Origin of the sequence: Planococcus beijingensis (genome assembly GCF_016820615.1) — a bacterium.
Classification (GTDB): domain Bacteria; phylum Bacillota; class Bacilli; order Bacillales_A; family Planococcaceae; genus Planococcus; species Planococcus notacanthi.
Genome location: NZ_JADHDZ010000003.1, coordinates 390,477 through 409,870, shown reverse-complemented (window position 1 = coordinate 409,870; position 19,394 = coordinate 390,477). Strand labels below are relative to the sequence as shown.

The 19,394-nt window shown below is 44.5% G+C and carries 19 protein-coding genes; 15 read left to right on the top strand and 4 right to left on the bottom strand.

The features are described 5' to 3' along the window. Positions 1-2: 2 nt before the first annotated feature. Positions 3-971, bottom strand: a complete 969-nt coding sequence (locus IRE19_RS10635; protein ID WP_203340370.1) for a sugar phosphate isomerase/epimerase family protein — start codon at positions 969-971, stop codon at positions 3-5. A 201-nt stretch (positions 972-1,172) separates the two neighbouring features. On the opposite strand from IRE19_RS10635, the gene IRE19_RS10630 reads away from it, so the two are divergent. The 6 genes from IRE19_RS10630 (at position 1,173) to IRE19_RS10605 (ending at position 7,865) form a co-directional block, all read left to right on the top strand. Next, positions 1,173-2,162, top strand: coding sequence for a LacI family DNA-binding transcriptional regulator (locus IRE19_RS10630; protein ID WP_203340369.1), 990 nt, complete (start codon positions 1,173-1,175; stop codon positions 2,160-2,162). Between the two features lie 117 nt (positions 2,163-2,279). Next, complete coding sequence (locus tag IRE19_RS10625; RefSeq protein WP_203340368.1) at positions 2,280-3,263, top strand: substrate-binding domain-containing protein; 984 nt, start codon at positions 2,280-2,282, stop codon at positions 3,261-3,263. Between the two features lie 64 nt (positions 3,264-3,327). Beyond that, positions 3,328-4,842, top strand: a complete 1,515-nt coding sequence (locus IRE19_RS10620) for a sugar ABC transporter ATP-binding protein (RefSeq protein WP_203340367.1) — start codon at positions 3,328-3,330, stop codon at positions 4,840-4,842. Next, positions 4,835-5,809: an ABC transporter permease gene (locus IRE19_RS10615; protein WP_238943168.1), complete on the top strand. Its 975-nt coding sequence runs from the start codon at positions 4,835-4,837 to the stop codon at positions 5,807-5,809. Before IRE19_RS10620 ends, IRE19_RS10615 begins: the two co-directional genes overlap by 8 nt. A gap of 11 nt (positions 5,810-5,820) precedes the next feature. Next, positions 5,821-6,879, top strand: coding sequence for a Gfo/Idh/MocA family protein (locus IRE19_RS10610; RefSeq protein WP_203340366.1), 1,059 nt, complete (start codon positions 5,821-5,823; stop codon positions 6,877-6,879). Positions 6,880-7,088: 209 nt separating this feature from the next. Further along, positions 7,089-7,865, top strand: a complete 777-nt coding sequence (locus tag IRE19_RS10605) for an alpha/beta hydrolase (RefSeq protein WP_203340365.1) — start codon at positions 7,089-7,091, stop codon at positions 7,863-7,865. 251 nt (positions 7,866-8,116) lie between these two features. On the opposite strand, the gene IRE19_RS10600 is transcribed toward IRE19_RS10605, so the two are convergent. The 3 genes from IRE19_RS10600 to IRE19_RS10590 form a co-directional block, all read right to left on the bottom strand. Then, positions 8,117-9,565, bottom strand: coding sequence for an SLC13 family permease (locus IRE19_RS10600; protein WP_238943167.1), 1,449 nt, complete (start codon positions 9,563-9,565; stop codon positions 8,117-8,119). Then, entirely contained in the window at positions 9,566-10,747 is a 1,182-nt protein-coding gene (locus IRE19_RS10595; RefSeq protein WP_203340364.1) for a glycerate kinase family protein, read from the bottom strand. It abuts the gene before it with no gap. A gap of 238 nt (positions 10,748-10,985) precedes the next feature. Beyond that, positions 10,986-11,555, bottom strand: coding sequence for a YdeI/OmpD-associated family protein (locus IRE19_RS10590; protein WP_203340363.1), 570 nt, complete (start codon positions 11,553-11,555; stop codon positions 10,986-10,988). Positions 11,556-11,933: 378 nt separating this feature from the next. Between IRE19_RS10590 and IRE19_RS10585 the strand changes: the two genes are divergently transcribed. From IRE19_RS10585 to IRE19_RS10545, 9 genes are all read left to right on the top strand, one after another. Beyond that, positions 11,934-12,386 carry a helix-turn-helix domain-containing protein gene (locus tag IRE19_RS10585; protein ID WP_191715064.1) on the top strand — a complete coding sequence of 151 codons (453 nt, stop codon included), beginning with the start codon at positions 11,934-11,936 and terminating at the stop codon, positions 12,384-12,386. 248 nt (positions 12,387-12,634) lie between these two features. Beyond that, the gene (locus tag IRE19_RS10580; protein WP_203340362.1) at positions 12,635-13,129 is read left to right on the top strand and encodes an LURP-one-related/scramblase family protein; all 495 of its coding nucleotides are present in this window, start codon (positions 12,635-12,637) and stop codon (positions 13,127-13,129) included. 183 nt (positions 13,130-13,312) lie between these two features. Further along, a complete protein-coding gene (locus tag IRE19_RS10575; RefSeq protein ID WP_203340361.1) occupies positions 13,313-13,498 on the top strand; it encodes a response regulator in 186 nt (61 codons plus the stop codon). 58 nt (positions 13,499-13,556) lie between these two features. Beyond that, positions 13,557-13,835 carry a hypothetical protein gene (locus IRE19_RS10570; protein WP_203340360.1) on the top strand — a complete coding sequence of 93 codons (279 nt, stop codon included), beginning with the start codon at positions 13,557-13,559 and terminating at the stop codon, positions 13,833-13,835. Beyond that, positions 13,828-14,520 carry an ABC transporter permease gene (locus IRE19_RS10565; protein WP_203340359.1) on the top strand — a complete coding sequence of 231 codons (693 nt, stop codon included), beginning with the start codon at positions 13,828-13,830 and terminating at the stop codon, positions 14,518-14,520. The genes IRE19_RS10570 and IRE19_RS10565 overlap by 8 nt, the downstream gene beginning before the upstream one ends. A gap of 269 nt (positions 14,521-14,789) precedes the next feature. Next, entirely contained in the window at positions 14,790-15,371 is a 582-nt protein-coding gene (locus IRE19_RS10560; protein WP_203340358.1) for a VanZ family protein, read from the top strand. 29 nt (positions 15,372-15,400) lie between these two features. Beyond that, positions 15,401-16,093: a response regulator gene (locus tag IRE19_RS10555; protein WP_203340357.1), complete on the top strand. Its 693-nt coding sequence runs from the start codon at positions 15,401-15,403 to the stop codon at positions 16,091-16,093. After that, the gene (locus tag IRE19_RS10550; RefSeq protein WP_238943166.1) at positions 16,077-17,183 is read left to right on the top strand and encodes a sensor histidine kinase; all 1,107 of its coding nucleotides are present in this window, start codon (positions 16,077-16,079) and stop codon (positions 17,181-17,183) included. The genes IRE19_RS10555 and IRE19_RS10550 overlap by 17 nt, the downstream gene beginning before the upstream one ends. Positions 17,184-17,462: 279 nt before the next feature. Continuing rightward, positions 17,463-19,376 (top strand): PTS mannitol transporter subunit IICBA, encoded by a 1,914-nt coding sequence (locus IRE19_RS10545; RefSeq protein WP_203340356.1) that lies wholly within the window; start codon positions 17,463-17,465, stop codon positions 19,374-19,376. The last annotated feature ends 18 nt before the right edge of the window (positions 19,377-19,394 follow it).

Sequence of the window (19,394 nt, the reverse complement as noted above, 5' to 3'; positions counted from 1 at the left end):
ACTCACGTCCACCACATCTCACCAACAGACTCTTTCACGATCACGGGTTTCAAATTCTCTACAGCTTTCGTGAAGCCCTCATTAATCGACATCAGCCCGTCTTCGTGTTCGATGCTGACGACATAATCGTAGTCGTAAAGGCGCAAAGCACTGATGATGTCAGCCCAGGTTTTTTGGTCATGTCCGAATCCAACAGTACGGAAATACCAGGCGCGGTCTTTTATCTGGGAATAGTCGGTCATGTCCGTCAGGCCGTTTCGGTTTGTGTTTTGTTGGTCGATGACAGTGTCTTTGGCATGGAAATGATGGATAGCGTTTTCGCGTCCGAGAATTTTGATGGCTTCCACCGGATCGATGCCTTGCCACCACATATGGCTCGGATCCAGGTTGGCGCCAATGGCCGGACCGCACGCTTCCCGCAGCCGCAGCATGGTCGCCGGGGTGTGGACGGAAAACCCGCCGTGCAGTTCAAGGCCGATTTTCACGTTGAGCGATTCGGCGAGCCGGTTTTTTTCTTTCCAGTAAGGAATCAGTTTTTCTTGCCACTGCCATTTCAGGATTTCCTGGAAATCGTTTGGCCAGGCGGCAACTGGCCAGTTTGGATAAAGTGCGTTTTCGTGGTCGCCGGGACAGCCGGAAAACGTGTTGACGACCGGAACTTCGAGTTTTGATGCCAGCTGCAAGGTCTTGATGAGCAATTCGTCTGCAGGACCGGCAATTTGCTGTTGCGGATGGAGCGGATTGGCGTGACAGCTGAGTGCACTGATGATCAAGCCGGCATCTTCAATCTTTTGCTTGAAAGCTTGCAGTTTTGCCTCATCATCAAGCAGTTCATCCAATTTGCAATGGGCATCTCCCGGGAAGCCGCCAGTGCCTAATTCGATGGCCTCGATGCCTTTTGAAGAGACGTAAGCCAGCATATCTTCAAAGTTCCTATCGGAAAATAATACAGTAAAGACTCCTAACTTCAATAGAACCCCTCCTCCTTGAAATATCTGAATATACTGTCATGTAAACCATTACATTATTAACATATAGAAATAATACGCTTAAATCAATCTATTTCAAAGTAAAAAAATACTTATTGACAGATAATTCTGAATAAATTAAGATGAAAATGTAATCGATTACATTTCAAAACGAGAGCGTGGGGTCAGAAAGAAGGAACGTATATGGCAAACATCCAGCAAGTGGCTAAGCAGGCAGGCGTTTCAGTTGCAACAGTCTCTCGGGTGCTCAATGGTAAAGACAAAGTAAGCACAAAAACAAAACAAAAGGTAGAGGAGGCGATCCAATACTTAAATTATGAGCCGAGCATGCTCGGCCGGAACCTGCGGAATTCCGAAAGCCGCATTGTATTGATTCTGATTCCCTCTATTTCCAATCCGTTCTATTTTGAAGTCATCAAGGGAATTGAAAATATGGCACTCAGCCAGAATTACAGCATTTTGCTGTGCGAAACGGATTCGAAGCCGGAAAAAGAAGAGATTTATTTTGATTTGGTTCGGAAAAAGATGGCAGATGGCATCATCTCGATGGATCCGGCGGTAAATGTGGAGACATTGAAGGAATTGGCGGAAAACCATGCCATTATACAATGCAGCGAATATGGAGGAGGCATCGGAATTCCTTATGTCACCATCGACAGCGAAGAAGCTTCTTACCATGCGGTAAAGCACCTGATCCAGATCGGACACCGAAAAATCGCCTTAATGAATTCCGACGAAAAATTCCTCTATGCACGCGAACGGCGGATGGGATACGAGCGGGCACTTCAGGAACATGGCATTCCGTTGGACGGAGAGTATATCTTCTATACACAGGAATTGGGCTTCGAACAAGGCCAACAAACGATGAAAAAAATTCTTCAGTTGCAGGACCGGCCGACAGCTGTTTTTGCGGTATCGGATTTATTGGCAATCGGTGCATTAAAAGAGATTAATGCAGCAGGACTCCACGTACCGGAGGATGTGGCCGTAGTCGGTTTTGATAAGATTGATTTTTCCAATATGACGAATCCGGCACTGACAACCGTTGCTCAACCGATGTACAAGATGGGGACGGTAGCGGCAAGGATGCTGATTGAAAAGATACAAGGGAAAACAGTGGACAGCATCGTTTTGGGCCACGAACTGGTCATCAGGGAATCGACAACCGGATAAGGAGGCTGAGGCCAGCGCTCTGTTATTAAAAGCTTGATGATGGAGCGCTGGGCTTAGCTGATACGTAAGCATTCAGGTTAAGAAACGGGTTTTCAAAAATATAAAGGGGTGAATAAAGTGAAGAAATTGTGGATCATTTTATTGTCTTTTATCACAATTTTCGGTTTGGCGGCATGCGGCAGTTCAGAAAGCGGCGGCTCCGGTTCTACGGATGAAGGGGCAAGCGGCGACGAGCAATTGACGATTGGGATTTCCCTTCCTTCGGCAACGCATGGCTGGATGGGCGCTTTAATTGACAGTGCTGAAAAGCAGGCGAAGGCGTTAAAAGAAAGTGAAGGCATTGATTATGTCATGACCAATGCGGAAGATCCAAATACGCAGGCAAACGACGTGGATGATCTGATTGCACAAGAAGTAGACGTTATTGTCATGCTGCCGATTGAATCCGCGGCTTTGAGTCCGGTCGGACAAAAAATCAAAGATGCGGGCATCCCGTTGGTCATTGTTGACCGGGAACTTGAAAATGATGCGGCAACGGTGGTGGTTAAAGGAGACAATGAAGGAATTGGTGTCAATGCAGGAAAATACTTCGTGGAACAATTGAATGGCGAAGGGAAAATCGTTGAAATCACTGGCCCTCCAAGTTCTGTGACGGAACAGCGGGGATCTGGGTTTAAAGAAGCAGTTGCGAGTGAATCAGGAATGGAAATCATTGCATCCCAAAGCGGAGACTTCTCGACTGAAAAATCATTGGAAGTCATGCAGAATATTTTACAGGCAAACCCTGAAATTGATGCCGTCTTCACGCAAGATGATGGGATGGCATTAGGCGTACTGCAGGCCATTAAAGAAGCCGGCCGTACGGATATTCAATTTGTTACGGGTGCCGGCGGGGCAAAAGGCGTTTTTGAAGATATCCAAAACGATGGGCTCATGAAAGCTACGTTCCTTTACTCGCCGACTATGGTGGAAGATGCAGTGAAAATTGCGGGAGACATTGCCAAAGGCGAAGAACCGGCTGAAGCGATGGTTGTCAAGGAAGCAACGCAAGTAACAAAAGAAAATGTCGATGAGTATTATGATCCTGAATCGAAATTCTAGACGAATTGCCGGGAAATGCAATGGAGCCATTGCATTTCCTGTTTTCCTATAAGGGGGTAAAGGCATGGCTTCACATCCTTTTGTGGCAATGAACACCATCGAAAAATCATTTAATGGCGTACCGGTCTTGAAGAAAGTAACACTGGAAGTGGAAAAAGGTGAAATTCATGCATTGCTTGGTGAAAACGGAGCGGGAAAATCGACGTTGATGAATATTTTAGGCGGTGTCCATCAACCAGACAACGGACAGATCTTCATCAATGGCGAGGAAGTTAAAATGGCGGATCCGCATGTTTCACAGGCACAGGGCATCAGCTTTATTCATCAGGAGCTGAACATGGTCGGTGATTTGAGGGTTTATGAAAACATGTTTCTAGGTTCAGAAATTCGCAATAAAATCGGATTTTTGAACGTGGAAGAAATGTGCCGCCAAACCCGCGAAATTTTAGCGGAACTTGGCGTTACCATCAATCCGAAAGAGTATGTCCGCAACCTTGCGACTTCCTATAAGCAATTGATCGAGATTTCAAAAGCGCTGCTGCACAAGTCGCAATTGATCATCATGGATGAACCGACGACGTCGCTTGCAGAGCACGAAGTAAGCCGACTTTTTGTTCTCATGAAGAACTTGAAAAAGTCCGGCGTTTCCATCATCTATATTTCCCATAAGTTGAAGGAAATCCAGGAAGTATGTGATCGCTATACGGTTTTGCGGGACGGCCAGTTGGTGAAGACCGATGTCATGGAAAATGAGAATCTGGAAGTGATCACCAAGCTGATGGTGGGCAAATCCATTTCCCAGGAACGGTATGTGCATGGGCATGAGTTTGGTGAAGTGGCGCTGGAAGTAGAAGGATTGACGAGCGCCGGCTTATTTAAAGATATTAATTTCTCCGTCCGCCAAGGACAGATAGTGGGCTTTACGGGTCTTGCGGGCGATGGCAGAACGGAACTTTTTGAAAGTTTGTTTGGTTACCGGAAGAAATACTCAGGCATCGTGAAAGTGAAAGGCAAACCCGTGAAGATTAATCATCCCCGAAAAGCGCTGCAAGCGGGAATGGGCTATGTGCCGAAAGACCGGAAAGAAAATGCGATCATCAAAGATTTAAGCGTCATCCATAATATGAGCTTGTCATCGATGGGGAATTTTGAGCGGTTGGGTTTTATACAGGGCAAAAAGGAACAGCAGAAGTTCCAGACCTACAAAGAAGCCTTGAATATCAAAGTGCACAATCCGCGAATCACCATCGATAAGTTAAGCGGCGGAAATCAGCAGAAAGTCATCATCGCCAAATGGCTGGAAGCGGAGACGGATATCCTGATTTTCGATAACCCGACACAAGGAATCGATGTGGGAGCCAAACAGGAGATTTACCAGCAGATTCTGATGCTTGCGGATTTTGGCAAAGCCATCATTATCCTGTCATCCGAAGCCCCGGAAGTGATGCGGATTTGCCACGACATCAACGTCATGTACCACGGCGAAATCACTGCGCGCTTCACAGGCGAAGAGGCAAGCGAAGAGGAAATCATGCATTATGCCACAGGAGCAAAAAGGGAGGGAGAGAAAATTGGCTAATATAGACGCAAAACAATACAGCCCGGAATCTCCAAGCATGAAAAGCCGGATGTCCTGGCTTTGGTCGGAATACAGCGTCATTATCGCATTTGTCATCATTTATATCGGCGCTTCTGCGATGAACCCGCGATTTCTTGATATGAACAATCAACTTAATATCCTGATGCAAGTTTCGATTATCGGGATTATCGCACTTGGCATGACCGTCGTCATGCTGTCAGGTGGCATCGATTTGTCGGTCGGTTCCGTTCTGGCGCTCGCCGGTGTGGTGTCAGTGCTGGCATTGAATGCCTCCGGCAGTATTTGGATCGGCGTTTTGACAGCGCTTTTGGTCGGTTCGTTTGCCGGGTTCCTGAATGGCCTGATGGTCGCGAAAGGAAGAATCGCCTCATTTATCGCTACGCTCGGAATGATGGCAGGGGCACGTTCCATCGCGCTTTATATCGCGGAAGGCGGCAGTGTGTCGGGTGAAGTCAGCGGATTTACCGCTATCGCCAACAGTGATTTTTGGATTTTTGATTTTCCTGTCATCATTTTCTTCGTAATGGCTGTGCTGATTTATGTATTGATGCACAAAACCCGATTCGGCAGGTACGTCTATGCCCTGGGATCAAACGAAAAAGCGGCCATGCTGTCGGCGATCCGAGTAGACCGCATTAAAATTGGGGTCTATACGCTGATTGGAACCTTGGTCGGAATTGCGGCTGTCATTGAAACGTCACGGCTGAATTCGATATCTTCCTCAAGTTCAGGTGCGCAATACGAACTTGACGCCATTGCAGCCGTTATCATCGGGGGCACGCGCATGACCGGTGGACGCGGAAAAATAATCGGAACGATCTTTGGCATCTTGATATTGGGAATCTTGAACAACATGATGAATCTGATGAATGTTTCTCCTCACCTTCAGGGATTCGTTAAAGGATTGATCATCATTATTGCAGTGGTATTCCAAAAAAGAGAATAGGAGGAGATGGGATGGGCATCAAGGTAGGCATTATCGGATGCGGGTCCATAACGAAAATGCGCCATGCACCGGAATATACAGCAAATCCCTATGTCGATGAAATCGTTTTTTATGACCGGAACCTCGACCGGTCCGAAGCGATGGTGGAACTGTTTGGCGGAACGCTCGTAAAGAGCGTGGATGAGCTGTTTGCTGATCCTGACATTGCGGCAATCAGCGACTGTTCTTCAAATGAGCGTCATCATTTATTTTCTACACGGGCGCTTCTGAGCGGCAAGCATGTCTTGTGTGAAAAACCAATTTCATTGACAGTGGAATACGCGAAAGAAATTTTGGCGGCCCAAAAAAAATCCGGGAAAAAACTGATGGTTGACCATAATCAGCGCTTTACACGCGCCCACCAGAAAGCGAGGGAAATCCTTGCCGGCGGGGAACTTGGAAAGGTGCTGACGTTCCGTACAGCATTTGGCCATGCAGGTCCGGAAGCCTGGGGCATCAATAAGACCAAGTCAACCTGGTTTTTCAAAAAGGAGCGGTCCGGATTTGGCGTAGGCGGAGACCTTGGCATCCACAAAATCGACTTGCTGCATTATTTGCTCGATGATGAAATTGTTCAAGTCAGCGCATTTCAAGGAGCGTTGCATAAAGTGGATGAAAACGGGGAGCCGATAGAAGTATGTGACAATCTGGTATGCAGTCTGGCAACCCGAAAAGGGAGTCTCGGAAACGCAGCCTTTTCCTGGACCTATTATGGAGAAGAAGACAACAGCACCGTCGTCTATTGCGAGAAAGGCATCATGAAAATTTATCATAACGAACAGTACCAGCTTGAAATCATCATGCAATCCGGTGAAAAAGTGAATTATGAGCTGGAAGCCATCCAAACAAACGATAACCAGACACCCAGCGGCGTCATCGATGCTTTTATCGACGCCATCCGCCTTGATCAGGAACCGATTGTTACGGGTGAAGATGCACTCAAATCGCTGAAAGTGATGTTAGGCATCATGGAGGCAGCAGATACAAAACAAGTGGTCACCATCGAAAAAGAGTCTCTCCTTCATCGATAGGGAGAGATTCTTTTTTTTATGTTTCTGGATATAACGCTCAGTTGGTTGGGGAGTCATCTGTTCAGCAAATGTATAGCTTCAAAATAGTTGGTTTTAAAACCTAGTTGACAAGTAGGTTTTAAGTGTAGTCTAATGTGAATAAGCTTTTTTCAGTACTGGTAACGCCTAACAACAAAATATAGCTTTAAAACAGGCAAAGGAGGATTCAAATGGCTATTGAACAATATCCGGTTATCCCACAAGCTGATTCATTTTTTCTGAAAGGCAATAGCACGGGGATTTTATTGTGCCACGGCTTTTTAGGTACGCCGCAAAGTGTAAGGGATTTAGGCGAGGCAATAGCTGCACGTGGCTATACGGTTTCTTGTCCGAGGCTTCCTGGCCACGGCACGCATTTCAAAGACCTTGAACAGTTTATCTGCAACGATTGGTCTGCACGGATAGAAGAGGCCTATAATGAACTGCGAAAGACATGTTCCAGCGTGATCGTCATCGGGCAATCGATGGGGGGGACCTTGAGTTTGGATTTGGCCAGCCGCCACTTCGACATTGAAGGAATTGTCCTCATCAATCCAGCGATCAATATCCCTGCGTTTGAAACATACCGCACCCAACCATCTGCCACTTATGTTACAGAAGACCAGCCGGACATCAAAAAAGAGGATGCGGTGGAAATCACTTATGAGCAGGCGCCAGTGAAAGCGTATCACCAATTATTGCATTATATGAACGCGGTTGATGCTAAACTCTCGGACGTGCGTTGTCCGGTCGTATGTTTCCAATCGCTTGAAGACCATGTCGTGCCGCCGAGCAACACAGACTATATTCTCACTAAAGTTCAATCAGAAAACACCTGTAAATATGAACTGCACAACTCGTATCATATTGCCTCTATGGACCATGAATTGGATTTTATTGTCGAAAAAGCCATTCAGTTTGTCGAAGAGACGCTTTCAGTGGAAGCCGGAGAAAAACTTCAGAAATGACATAATTTCTAATTAACTAGAAATGAAGAGAGTTTAGTTTAAATAAGCGGCTAAAATTGAAAAGGCTGTTGAAAAGAAGTCGGTTCTTTTCAACAGCCTTAACTTTTGCTTGAGTTTTCATTAGCAAAAATTATCATTTTCGGGTGGGATGGTTGAGTGAGCTTAAGGATGCAGTTCTGCCATATGGATTGGATGCCGTTAATCGGTTAATATTTTACTTGATTCCGGAAGTGTTTGTTTGATGTCTCCTTTTACAATTGCAGCCCGGTCCATTGCCAATAAGAAAAATAAAACAGCATCATTACGCCGATGTAAATCGGCATTAACAGCAAACTGATTTTCAGTAGAGTTTTTGCATCGTATGAGTTTTCTTCATCCTCATAAAAGAGCAGCAATGCTTTTGAACTGACAGGGAACGTTACGCAATAGTTCATGCCAATTAAACTTAAAAAAACCACGGTAGATGCGTTTGCCCCGATTGCTTCACTGAACAGCAAAAAACCTGGGATAAAGACGATGGCACGAGTAGTATGTGAGGTAATATATAAATGGCTCGTCACGGATACGAGCAGAATAGCCAACACAATCTGCCAATCTGGAGCATCTGCAAATAGCTGGAGAAAGAACAGCATTTCTTTTTCCACCCATTTGACCACTCCTGTATCCACTAACACTTTCCCCAATGCTGCCGCTGCGGCCACAAAGATGATCAAATTCCATGAAACAGACTTCATTCCCTGTTTCCAGCTAATAATACCGTAGGTTGGTGCCATGACAAAAATCGCACCGACCATTGCCACGAAAGCAATGTCATAGCCGTGAATGCTTTCCGTCATCCAAAATGCAATCAAAGAAACCAACACGAATAATGTCTTTTTTTCTATTGGATTCATTTGTTTTTTTACTTCGGAAAGTTCAGCCATTTGGCTGTTTTCCAGCAGTTCCCCTCCATTTTTTGGCCAAAGCGTCCATTTCACAACGAAAAAGGAAACAATCGTCATCACGGCGGCAAAAGGGAGCCCCCAGATGAACCATTGGATAAAAGAAATGGACTGATGGACTGTACTTTCAAGCAGCCCAATTCCGATTAAATGCGAACCGGCTCCGATAAAAGTAGCGGAAGTGCTCATTAAGATGAGCAGTGGCGCTAACAGAACCAAAACACGTTGTTCTTCTTCTGTGTATTTTTTGCTTAGTTGATTGATGATTGGCATAGCTAATGCTGCCCGACCGGAAGTGGAGGGGATAAAAAACACAGTCGCAACTATAACAGCATTTATGCCCGCCAACACGTTTCCTTTTTTCTTTGATTTGCTCAAGATAATGAGTACTAACCTCTCTGCTAATCCAGATTCTTTGACGGCACTTCCGATAATGAAAGAGCCGATCATCAACCAGATAACTTGTTCTGAAAGTGATGTGTACAGCAAATCCGGTTCGGCAGCCTTCATAATAATAACGAATCCAATAAGTGAAATGGCAACAAATCCAGCTGGCATTTTCGTAGTAACCCATAGCGTCATCGCTGACAAGAAAGCGAATAAAGCAACCTTTGGTGGATAGTCCAGCGTGTCGATTGACAATATGGCTAAGAAAAAGAAAACATGCAGACCAGCAAGAACTGCCGGCTTCGAGTATAAAAAATTTCTGGAAGTTAACAGCCGCTCTTTTTTTAGATGATCTTCGAACCCTTTCATCATTTAGACGGACACCTTCTTTAATATGCCCTGATCAGTCATCCTCCAACCGATGGCTACTTTCCGCAACGCGGAGTAAGTGCTTTCCTCAATCCATTTCGGGGCATTTATCATAGCCGATTCCATCGAAACAGGTTTTTGAATAATACTGCTGTAGGCATCTATCCCCGCCTGGTAATTTAATTCTGCTCCTTCTCCGATGGTTCCAGTAATTGCAATCACCGGAATATGGCTTGTTTTGGCGATTCGCGCCACTTCCGATGGAATTTTTCCGTTCGGCGTTTGGAAGTCCAAGCTGCCTTCTGCTGTAAACACGATATCTGCTGTTGAAATTTCTTTTTCTATATTGATAAAATCCATAATGATATCAAAGCGGGGATGCAGGATTGCATTGGTGAATGCCAGAAGACCTGCCCCCAATCCTCCAGAAGCACCGCTCCCTGGCAATGAACGGACATCTAATCCTGTTTCGTTCTGTATAGCTCCAGCATATTGCTCCAATGCTGAGGATAAGACATCCACCTGTTTGGGAGTTGCTCCTTTTTGTGGTCCGAAAACGCGCGCTACACCTTTTCTTCCGCATAAAATATTCTTCCAATTACATGCGACATCGATGGATATATTCTTCAACCGGCTATCTACATTTGCCGCAAGAAGATAGTCCACTTCCAGTAAATCTTCTCCTCCTTTGATCTGGACAGGTTGTTGTTTCTTATCAAAAAATTGGACGCCTAATGCCTGAGCCATCCCAGCGCCGCCGTCTGAAGTGCCGGAATCTCCACAGCCGATCAAAATATGGTCTATACCAAAATCGAGAGCAGCAATAATTAATTCGCCTACCCCATAAGTTGTCGTTTTTAAAGGGTTCCGTTCGTCACGGGGAACAAGTTTCAGTCCAGCCACTGCTGCCATCTCAATAACTGCTATTCGTTTTCCGCTCTCTTGGTAAAAGCCGAAGTAACTATCAATTTTCTTTCCGACAGGCCCGGTCACTTTTTTATTGATGATCATCCCGTCTTTTATATTGATGATGGTTTTGACAAATCCTTCACCGCCATCAATCATTGGAATCACAACTGTATTAATCGATGGATCAAAACGTCTGACGCCCCGTTCCATTGCTGCTGCGACATCTTCCGCATCCAAGCATTCTTTAAAACCAGAAGGTACGATTACAATTTTCATCTCTAAACTCCTCCTAAAACTTTGATACTCTCTAAGCTACCCGTGGAATATGAGAAGAAGATGAGATGAACATGAGAATTTGAGTAGAAATTAGTAAAATACTAGAAAATAATTTAATTAACCCATAAAAAGAAGACAATAAGAGAGTGACCAAAAAGACGAACTATAAAAGGCTTTTGCTTAAGCCTTTTATAGTTCGTACTTAACCAGACCATTTGCATTGGATTTTTGGTGTTTTTCAATAATCAAGCAGCCGCCCATTGTCATGCCATTGGCCATACATTTTGTTTTCTTTTGTCTGTTCAATAAATTTGTCCAACCTTTTATTGAAAAGTTCAGGGTCATGTTTATAACTTTGGATGGTATCGATTCGGATTCTTTTATAGGGTTCAGGGAAGTTCAGGAAGTTTTGATAAACTTGCTCCTCTTTTTTCAGACGTGCTTCAATCTCCTCATCGATGACAAAGGACTCCGGACGCATATCAGGCAAAACCCGCCGTCCTCTTTCCGCCATCAACCCCAATTTTTCTAATCTTCTTATCCGCTCTTTATTCAACTCGGTAAAATTGCTGTTTTTCTTCCGCGGCGAAAGACGTTGGGCTGTCTCTGTCTCGGAGAGTTTCTTTTTTGTGCTGTCGATCCAACCAAAACATAAGGCTTCTTCAACTGCGTCTAAGTATTGAACGACTCCAGGCTGTTCTTTCACACTGACAACCACCCAGCAGAATTTCTCCGTTGCGGAATTTTCTGCAAGCCATTCCCTCAGTTCCTGCCGGGTCTTCACATCGATCAGATTTTCAATTTCCATTTTGGCCCCTCCTTTTTATCAGAGATAATTGCCTTTAGTATAACGGGTAAATAAGTTGGTATGAAATAGATGATCGGCCTAATAAAGGAGTAATCTGGACAAGAATCCTTATTGTTGGAATTTCCAGATATAGTAAATCCAGCTATGACGAAACGGAATACTTTATAGCACACCTAAGGAAATCGGGGAGACCTGGTTTCCTTTATTTTTTGGGGTTGTATAGTAAAAGAAAGGGAGAAACTGCGAGTTGCTGAAACTCCGCTATACATCGTTCACCAAGGCAGCAAGCAGAGGTTGCTCCTTAGTGCGCCCAGAACTCGCTTTACTTTGCTCTGTCTCTTCATAATACTGAAATTATAAGGAAAGGCGATGAATGCCATGATTTTTAGTGAACGATTAAAAAGTGAAAGAGAAAAAAAGGGGTGGTCCCAGGCAGAACTTGCTGAAAAGATTCATGTCAGTCGACAGTCCGTTTCGAAATGGGAGACAGGGAAAAACTATCCGACTATCGAAGTGATCATTGACCTCAGTGATCTGTTCGGTATCACGATAGATGAATTATTAAGGAGTGATAAGGAATTGAAGGATAAAGTGATTCAAGACAGTAAACAATTGGCTCACCCGAAGTGGAAAACGTTTTTTGATACGGTATTTATGGTGGGGGTAGTTTTATTGGCAGTAAAAATTATACTGCTCGCTTCAAATTATTTCTTTGGGACAAACGTTGTCATACCGGAAGGAGCACCACGATTTATTTCCAACTTCCTACCGTTGTTCTTGATGGTGGTCGGTGGAATTGGCGGAGATTCTTTGAAAGATAAATACATTTAAGAAATTACCGCATGATGAAAAAGCAAAGAGGAGCCGGAAAATCGGCTCCTCTTTGTCTGCTTACTGCCCTCTTCATGGGTTAACTCATAATGTGGGATGCCACCGGCAATATCAGCCCCATTCCTAAATCGCGTGCTTCTTCAAAGGCTTTCCTACATAATAAAGAAAACGCGAAATAGAAGCAGAAAAGGTTTGTTATCTACACTTCTTTATATGATCCTCAGTCTGATAAAAAGGAGACGATTAGGATGAATGAACTCTACATCAAACAAAAGGTATTCAGTTTAAGCGGCAAATTTACCGTGAAGGATAAGCAACAGCAGGATGTCTATTATGTGGAAGGCAGCTTTATGCAGATTCCTAAAACCTTCTCTATTATGAATATGGCCAGAGCTGAAGTTGCGCTCATCACCAAAAAGACATTCAGTTTTCTGCCGAAATTCTTTGTTGAAGTAAACGGACAGGAGCGGTTGACGATCCAAAAAGAGTTTTCCTTGCTCAAAGCCCGCTATACGATTGATGGAACTGGAATTGAAGTTCGTGGGAACTGGTGGGATATGGATTTTCAAATCCTGCAGAACGGGGAAGTGATTGGCCAGGTGAACAAAGAATGGTTCAGCTGGGGAGACAGTTATAAAGTCCAAATCTTGAATGATGAGATGGAGGAAGTGGTCATCGCCATTGTCGTAGCGATTGACTGCGTCAAGGCTGACCAGGCTGCAGCAGCTTCCGGAGGCGCATAGCCTTGTTGTAAAGATGATGAAGTCTTTTTGAAAGCTGCTGAAACAACGGCAGCTTTTTCTTTGTTTTTCAGAAACTCGAACCTAAATAAGCAATAAAAAAGGAACACTGGAGCCCCATGTGGAATGAAGGAGAAGAAACTATCGGTAAACATATTATGGAACTGCTCAGAGAGAAGGATGACGATGAACGAATTGATACTGCTCGTTGAAGATGATCAGCAAATTCATGAGATGGTGTCGAACCATCTGCAAAAAGAGGGGTATAAGGTCAGATCTGCATTTGATGGTGATGAAGCGCTGCCCATTTTTTCACAGCAGGCAATACGGCATCACTTTATTGATTTCCAGCCACAACCTGGCGGAAATTGAGCATATTGCCGATACGATCGGGGTGATCCGAAAAGGAAAACTGATCAAGGAAGCCTCGATGGACGAAATCCGTAGCACGCATGCCAACCACATGGAATTGGTCGTAGCGGATTATCCAAAAGCGGCTTTTGTGCTGGAAAATGAATTGAAAGCGTTGAACTTTCAGGTGAAGGAAGATAGAGGTGTCATTCATATTTATGATGATCAACTCACACAGAATGACATTATCCAGGCGATGGTCCGAAGCCAAGTCAAAATCGGTGCGCTCAATGATAAAAAGCAGCCTCTCGAAGATTATTTCCTGCAGCTCATAGAGGGAGGCGATTCGCATGCTTAATCTGATTAAATTGGAAATGAAAAGAATGAATTTGCCGGGCGTCGCTTTGGCGTTCGTCTTGATCAATGCGGCGATTGTCGGCATGCTCTTGTTGTTGGGGACGGAGCCGGACGCTGTAGAAGAGTTTTTTTCAAGTGCTGAAGACATCATGATGCTGATTGAACTGCTGGTAGTCGCTGCTTTTGTCATTTATGCCTCGGTCCTGCTATCTACTATGATCATTGAAGAATTTAAAAATAAAACAATTACCGTCCTATTTATGTACCCGGTCAGCCGAAAGAAAGTGCTGCTGGCTAAGCTGATCATCATCAGTTTGCTTACTTTTTTTTTCGTCATCGCTTCGATGATCATTGTGTTTTACAGCATTTCCATTTTTAACGGGATATATTCGTTCACTCCGGTTGTATTACCGTCCGCTCTGCTGGGAGAATACGCCATCCACCTGATCGTTATAGCTATTGCTTGTGCCGGTTTGTCATTAATCCCCTTGTTTTTTGGCATGATGAAGTACTCTGTTCCGGTGACGATCGTCTCCTCGGTTTTAATCGTGGCGCTTTTGTCTTCATCTGTCGATCCGGCAGGCACCAATCTGCTCTCCTATACAGCTGTCCCTCTTTTGCTTGGAATTGTTGGATTCTTTGCAGCGACTTTGGTGGTAGGCAGAGCCGTAAGGCAAGATTTTTAAAAGAAAACATGAATGAGAATGCTTTGAGGTTTTACATTCCAGTGATCTCCATAAATTGGCCGATCCAAAAACACATCAATCATAAAGAAGCAATTCTTTGGCCGTCAAATGGCTAAAGAATTGCTTTTTTTTTTATTTTCAACATTAACTAATCCTTTCTCTTTTCTTAAGAAAAACTTTAAAAATGCTGATTATACTTTAGTTATCCTTTGAAAGAAGGCATGCCGGCTACAAGGCGAATAACATAATCACTGCTAGGAGGAAGAAATATGAATGATTCCATCATCTTCACCATCAATTCGAGTTCCATTTTGTTGCCGTTATTTTTGATTTTTCTGATCTATTTGCTGGTTTCCACCTTTTTCAAAAGGAATTATTATGGAATGGGCCAATTTACGCTGGTGCTGTCTTTCGCCATTTATTTATTGAGTATGCTGCATTTGGTGATTTTTCCGATTGAAGTGAATCTGGGTGAATACCGCAACTTGACCCCATGGTATAAAGCGGCTAACTTTATTCCGATTCTAACGATTGATGTAAAGACTTTTGTGTTGAACGTCATCATGCTCGTGCCACTCGGCATGTACCTGCCGTTTTTGAGCCGGAAAATCCAATCTATTAAACAGGCGGCCCGCCTTGGTTTTTTTGTCAGCTTATTATTCGAACTCACTCAATTAGCGATTAGGATCTTGCTCGGAAGCGGAAGAAGTACAGACATCAACGATTTGATTGCGAATACATTAGGGGCTGTGATAGGGTTTTTACTAATAAGGCAAGTTTTGAAATTGTCATTGGCTCAATCCGTTTTCCATAAATTCAACTTGGAAAAAAGAGCCGGAATAAATCGCTGAGCCGGATTTTATAGAGGAGGGGAACGAAGGTGGGCCAAACTGTTTTAATTGTGGACGATGACCGTGATATTGCGAGGCTGGCAGAGATCTATCTGAAAAACGAAGGATATTCTGTTCTTCAGGCGCAGGACGGAGTAGAGGCGTTGGCAGTCATCGATCGTGTCCCTGTCGACTTGATCGTTTTGGATATTATGATGCCTCGCATGGATGGCATGGAATTTTGCCGGCAAGTGCGGAGCGGCAGCCAGGTGCCGATTCTCATGCTGAGCGCCAAAGTGCAGGACATGGACAAAATCACGGGCCTCATGACAGGCGCGGATGACTATATGACGAAGCCGTTTAATCCGTTGGAATTGAATGCGCGGGTAAAAGGTTTGCTTCGGCGCGCAAACTACATTCCGTCCGACAGAGAACATGGAAGCCTTCAGATCGGTTCCTGGATCATCGACAAAAAAGGCCATCAGGTCAGTATCCATGACAAAGAAATTAAATTGACTTCCAGTGAATTCGATATCCTTTATTTGCTGGCTAAAAATCAAGGCACTGTCTTCAGTTCGGAGGAAATCTTCAAGCAATTGTGGCAGGAAGACAGTATGGGTTCAAATAAAACAGTCATGGTGCACATTAAGAATCTTCGGGATAAGATGCAGACAGCCAGTCCCGGAGATGCGCTGATTCAAACTGTTTGGGGAGTAGGCTATAAAATTGAAAAAAGTCATTAAATTTATTCCTGTTTGGAAATTGCTGTTGTATGTTGTCCTGGTGCTCTTGTTGACAGCAGGAACAGCCCAAGTCCTGCTTTATGCCCTGTTTTTTCTGGAAACTCAATCTTCCCGTGTCGCAAAGTTCATTGAATTAAGCGCCACCTTTGGTTTAATGCCTTTCATCATCTTGTGTATTGTGCCCTTTACTTTGTTTTTATCCCTTTTTTATCTTTACGAACGGCAGAACTATACAGAAAGCATGATGAAGAAATTGATGGGCGAAATGGAAAGCATCGCAGACGGACGTTTTGTTCAGGAAATGACAATGGAAGACGATGGATTGATAGGAGAATTAGCCGCAAAAGTAAATCAGCTCCTTCTGCAATTGGACCAAGCGAAAACCGAGCAAAAAGAGGCAGCTGAAGTAAAAAACGACTTAATCACCAATGTGGCCCATGATCTCCGCTCACCATTAACGTCCATTGTCGGCTATTTGGACTTGATCAACGAAGACCGGTATAAAAGTGAAGTGGAGCTTAGGTATTACATTCAGATCATCCATCAGAAATCCCATGAGCTCAATCAATTGCTCAATGATTTATTTGAATATACCTTGGTGCAGAAGAAAGAGGCACTGGTCAATCGAGTACCGATCAATTTGGAAGAAATGCTGAACCAATTGGCCGTCCAGTTTCAATTCCAGCTGAACGAAGCGGGTATGGAACTTCGGCAGCACGGTGCATTCACGGAAAATCCCTTTGTTATGGGAGAAGGAATAAAATTGGCCAGGGTATTTGAGAATTTGATTCAAAACGCCATCCGCTACGGCAAACAAGGAAAGTATATCGATCTGTCAGCAACCGAATCAGAAAAGCTCATCCAAATTGAAATTGCGAATTACGGCCAACCCATTCCAAGCAGCGATTTGCCCTATTTGTTTGAACGATTCTATCGGGTTGAAAAATCACGCTCTCAGTATACAGGCGGTTCAGGATTAGGCTTAGCTATCGTAAAAAGCATCTTGGATCTGCACGGCGGCCAAATCCACGCAACAAGTGCATTCGATAAAACTGCTTTTGTCGTCACGCTTCCTAAAAAGAGTGAGTAAGCCTTTGCATCGGTGCAAAAAACCACGGAAAAAGACTGTCCTATCGTCATTCTTCAGGCGAAAGGACGGTCTTTTCCTGTAAAACAACAAGCTTGTCACGACAAGCCCGACAAAGTTGACTTTCCTTGTTGTTGAATGCGCTTCCATTTGGGGGCTATGATAAAGGAACATCATAGAAGTGAAAATTAGAAAGCGACCGTCTTAATTAAATGAGTTGCAACGGCAGTCGCGCTTATCCGTTTAGAGTAATTACCTAAAAACTTAAAAGGAGAGGATCACATGAACGATTCACAAATGAAAGTTCGGGTACAAAAGTTCGGCAACTTCTTGAGCTCCATGGTTTTACCGAATATCGGCGCGTTTATTGCTTGGGGATTGATCACGGCGTTGTTTATTCCAACCGGATTTTTCCCGAATGAAAAATTCGGCTCATTAGTAGGGCCAATGGTCAACTACATGTTGCCGCTGTTGATCGGGTATACAGGTGGCAGACTCATTCATGGCCAGCGGGGTGGAGTAGTCGGGACGATTGCAACGATGGGTGTCATTGTCGGAGCTCCTGATACACCGATGTTCCTGGGTGCCATGATTATGGGGCCTCTAGGAGCTTATGTCATCAAAAAGTTTGACCAATTGATCGAAGGAAAAGTCCGGACCGGTTTTGAAATGCTGGTCAATAACTTTTCTGCCGGTATTTTGGGTGGGGCACTTGCCCTTCTTGCATTTTCTGGTGTAGGGCCGGCTGTAAGTGCGTTTACCTCAGTTCTTGTTTCAGGGGTGGACTGGTTGTTGGCGGCTGGACTCTTGCCGCTGACCAGCATATTGATCGAACCGGCGAAAATTTTGTTCTTGAATAACGCCATCAACCATGGGGTGTTAACGCCTATCGGACTCGAACAGGTTCAACAAACAGGGAAATCAATCCTGTTCTTGCTTGAAGCAAATCCGGGGCCAGGTCTTGGAGTACTGCTTGGATTTATGTTATTCGGCAAAGGCATCGCGAAACAATCCGCTCCCGGAGCGGCTATCATTCATTTCTTCGGAGGAATTCATGAAATCTATTTCCCGTATGTATTGATGAAGCCAATGTTATTGCTGGCTGTCATTTTCGGCGGAATGAGCGGAGTGTTTACGCTTGTCTTAATGGGCGGCGGACTGGTCGCACCAGCTTCCCCAGGAAGCATTTTGGCTATTGCAGCGGTGACACCGCCTGAAGGAATGGCGTATGTAGCAAACTTTGCTGCCGTCATTGTGGCAACAACCGTCTCATTCCTCATTTCAGCAGTCGTCTTGAAATCAAGCAAACAGACAGATGAAGACATGGAAGAAGCAACGAAGAAAATGGAACAAATGAAAGGCAAAAAGAGTTCTATTTCCCGGGAAATAACGTCGCCCGCAACTGCTGGCAACGGTGTTTTTCCGGAAAATGTGCAAAAAATTGTCTTTGCCTGCGATGCTGGGATGGGGTCGAGTGCCATGGGTGCTTCGCTTTTGCGCAAAAAGGTAAAAGAAGCGGGATTGGGCGTAACAGTGACCAATACGGCCATCAGTACGATTCCAACAGATTCTCAAATCGTCATTACGCAGGAAAAATTGACGCCGCGTGCCGAAAGCAAGGTGCCGGATGCTTACCACATTTCTGTTGATAATTTCCTGTCGAGTCCTGAGTACGATGCATTGATTGATCGTCTGCAAAACGGTGGAACGGAAGAGCAACCCGAGCTGGTTGAAGAAAGCGGAGCGGTGGTTCCACATGCAGCGGAAGACGACCAGCTGTTGTTGGAGGAAAACGTCTATTTGGGGCAGAAGTTCCGGACGAAAGAAGAGGCGATCCGATTTGCAGGCCAAGCATTGGTCAGAGGCGGATATGTCGAAGAGTCCTATGTAGATGAAATGATGAAACGAGAAGAAATCACGACAACATACATGGGCAATAACGTCGCCATTCCGCATGGCACGGAAGAAGCCAAGAAATCTGTTCTTAAATCAGGCTTTACTGTTGTTCAGGTGCCAAATGGAGTAGACTTTAATGGAGAAAGTGCAAAAATGATTTTCGGCATCGCCGGAAAAGACGGTACGCATTTGGAAATCCTTTCAGGAATCGCCGTCATTTGCGCTGAACAGGATAACGTGGACCAATTGGTGAATGCTAAATCAGCCAAAGAGTTAATCGCCATCATCAACAGCAATTAAATAGCGACAATGGAAAGG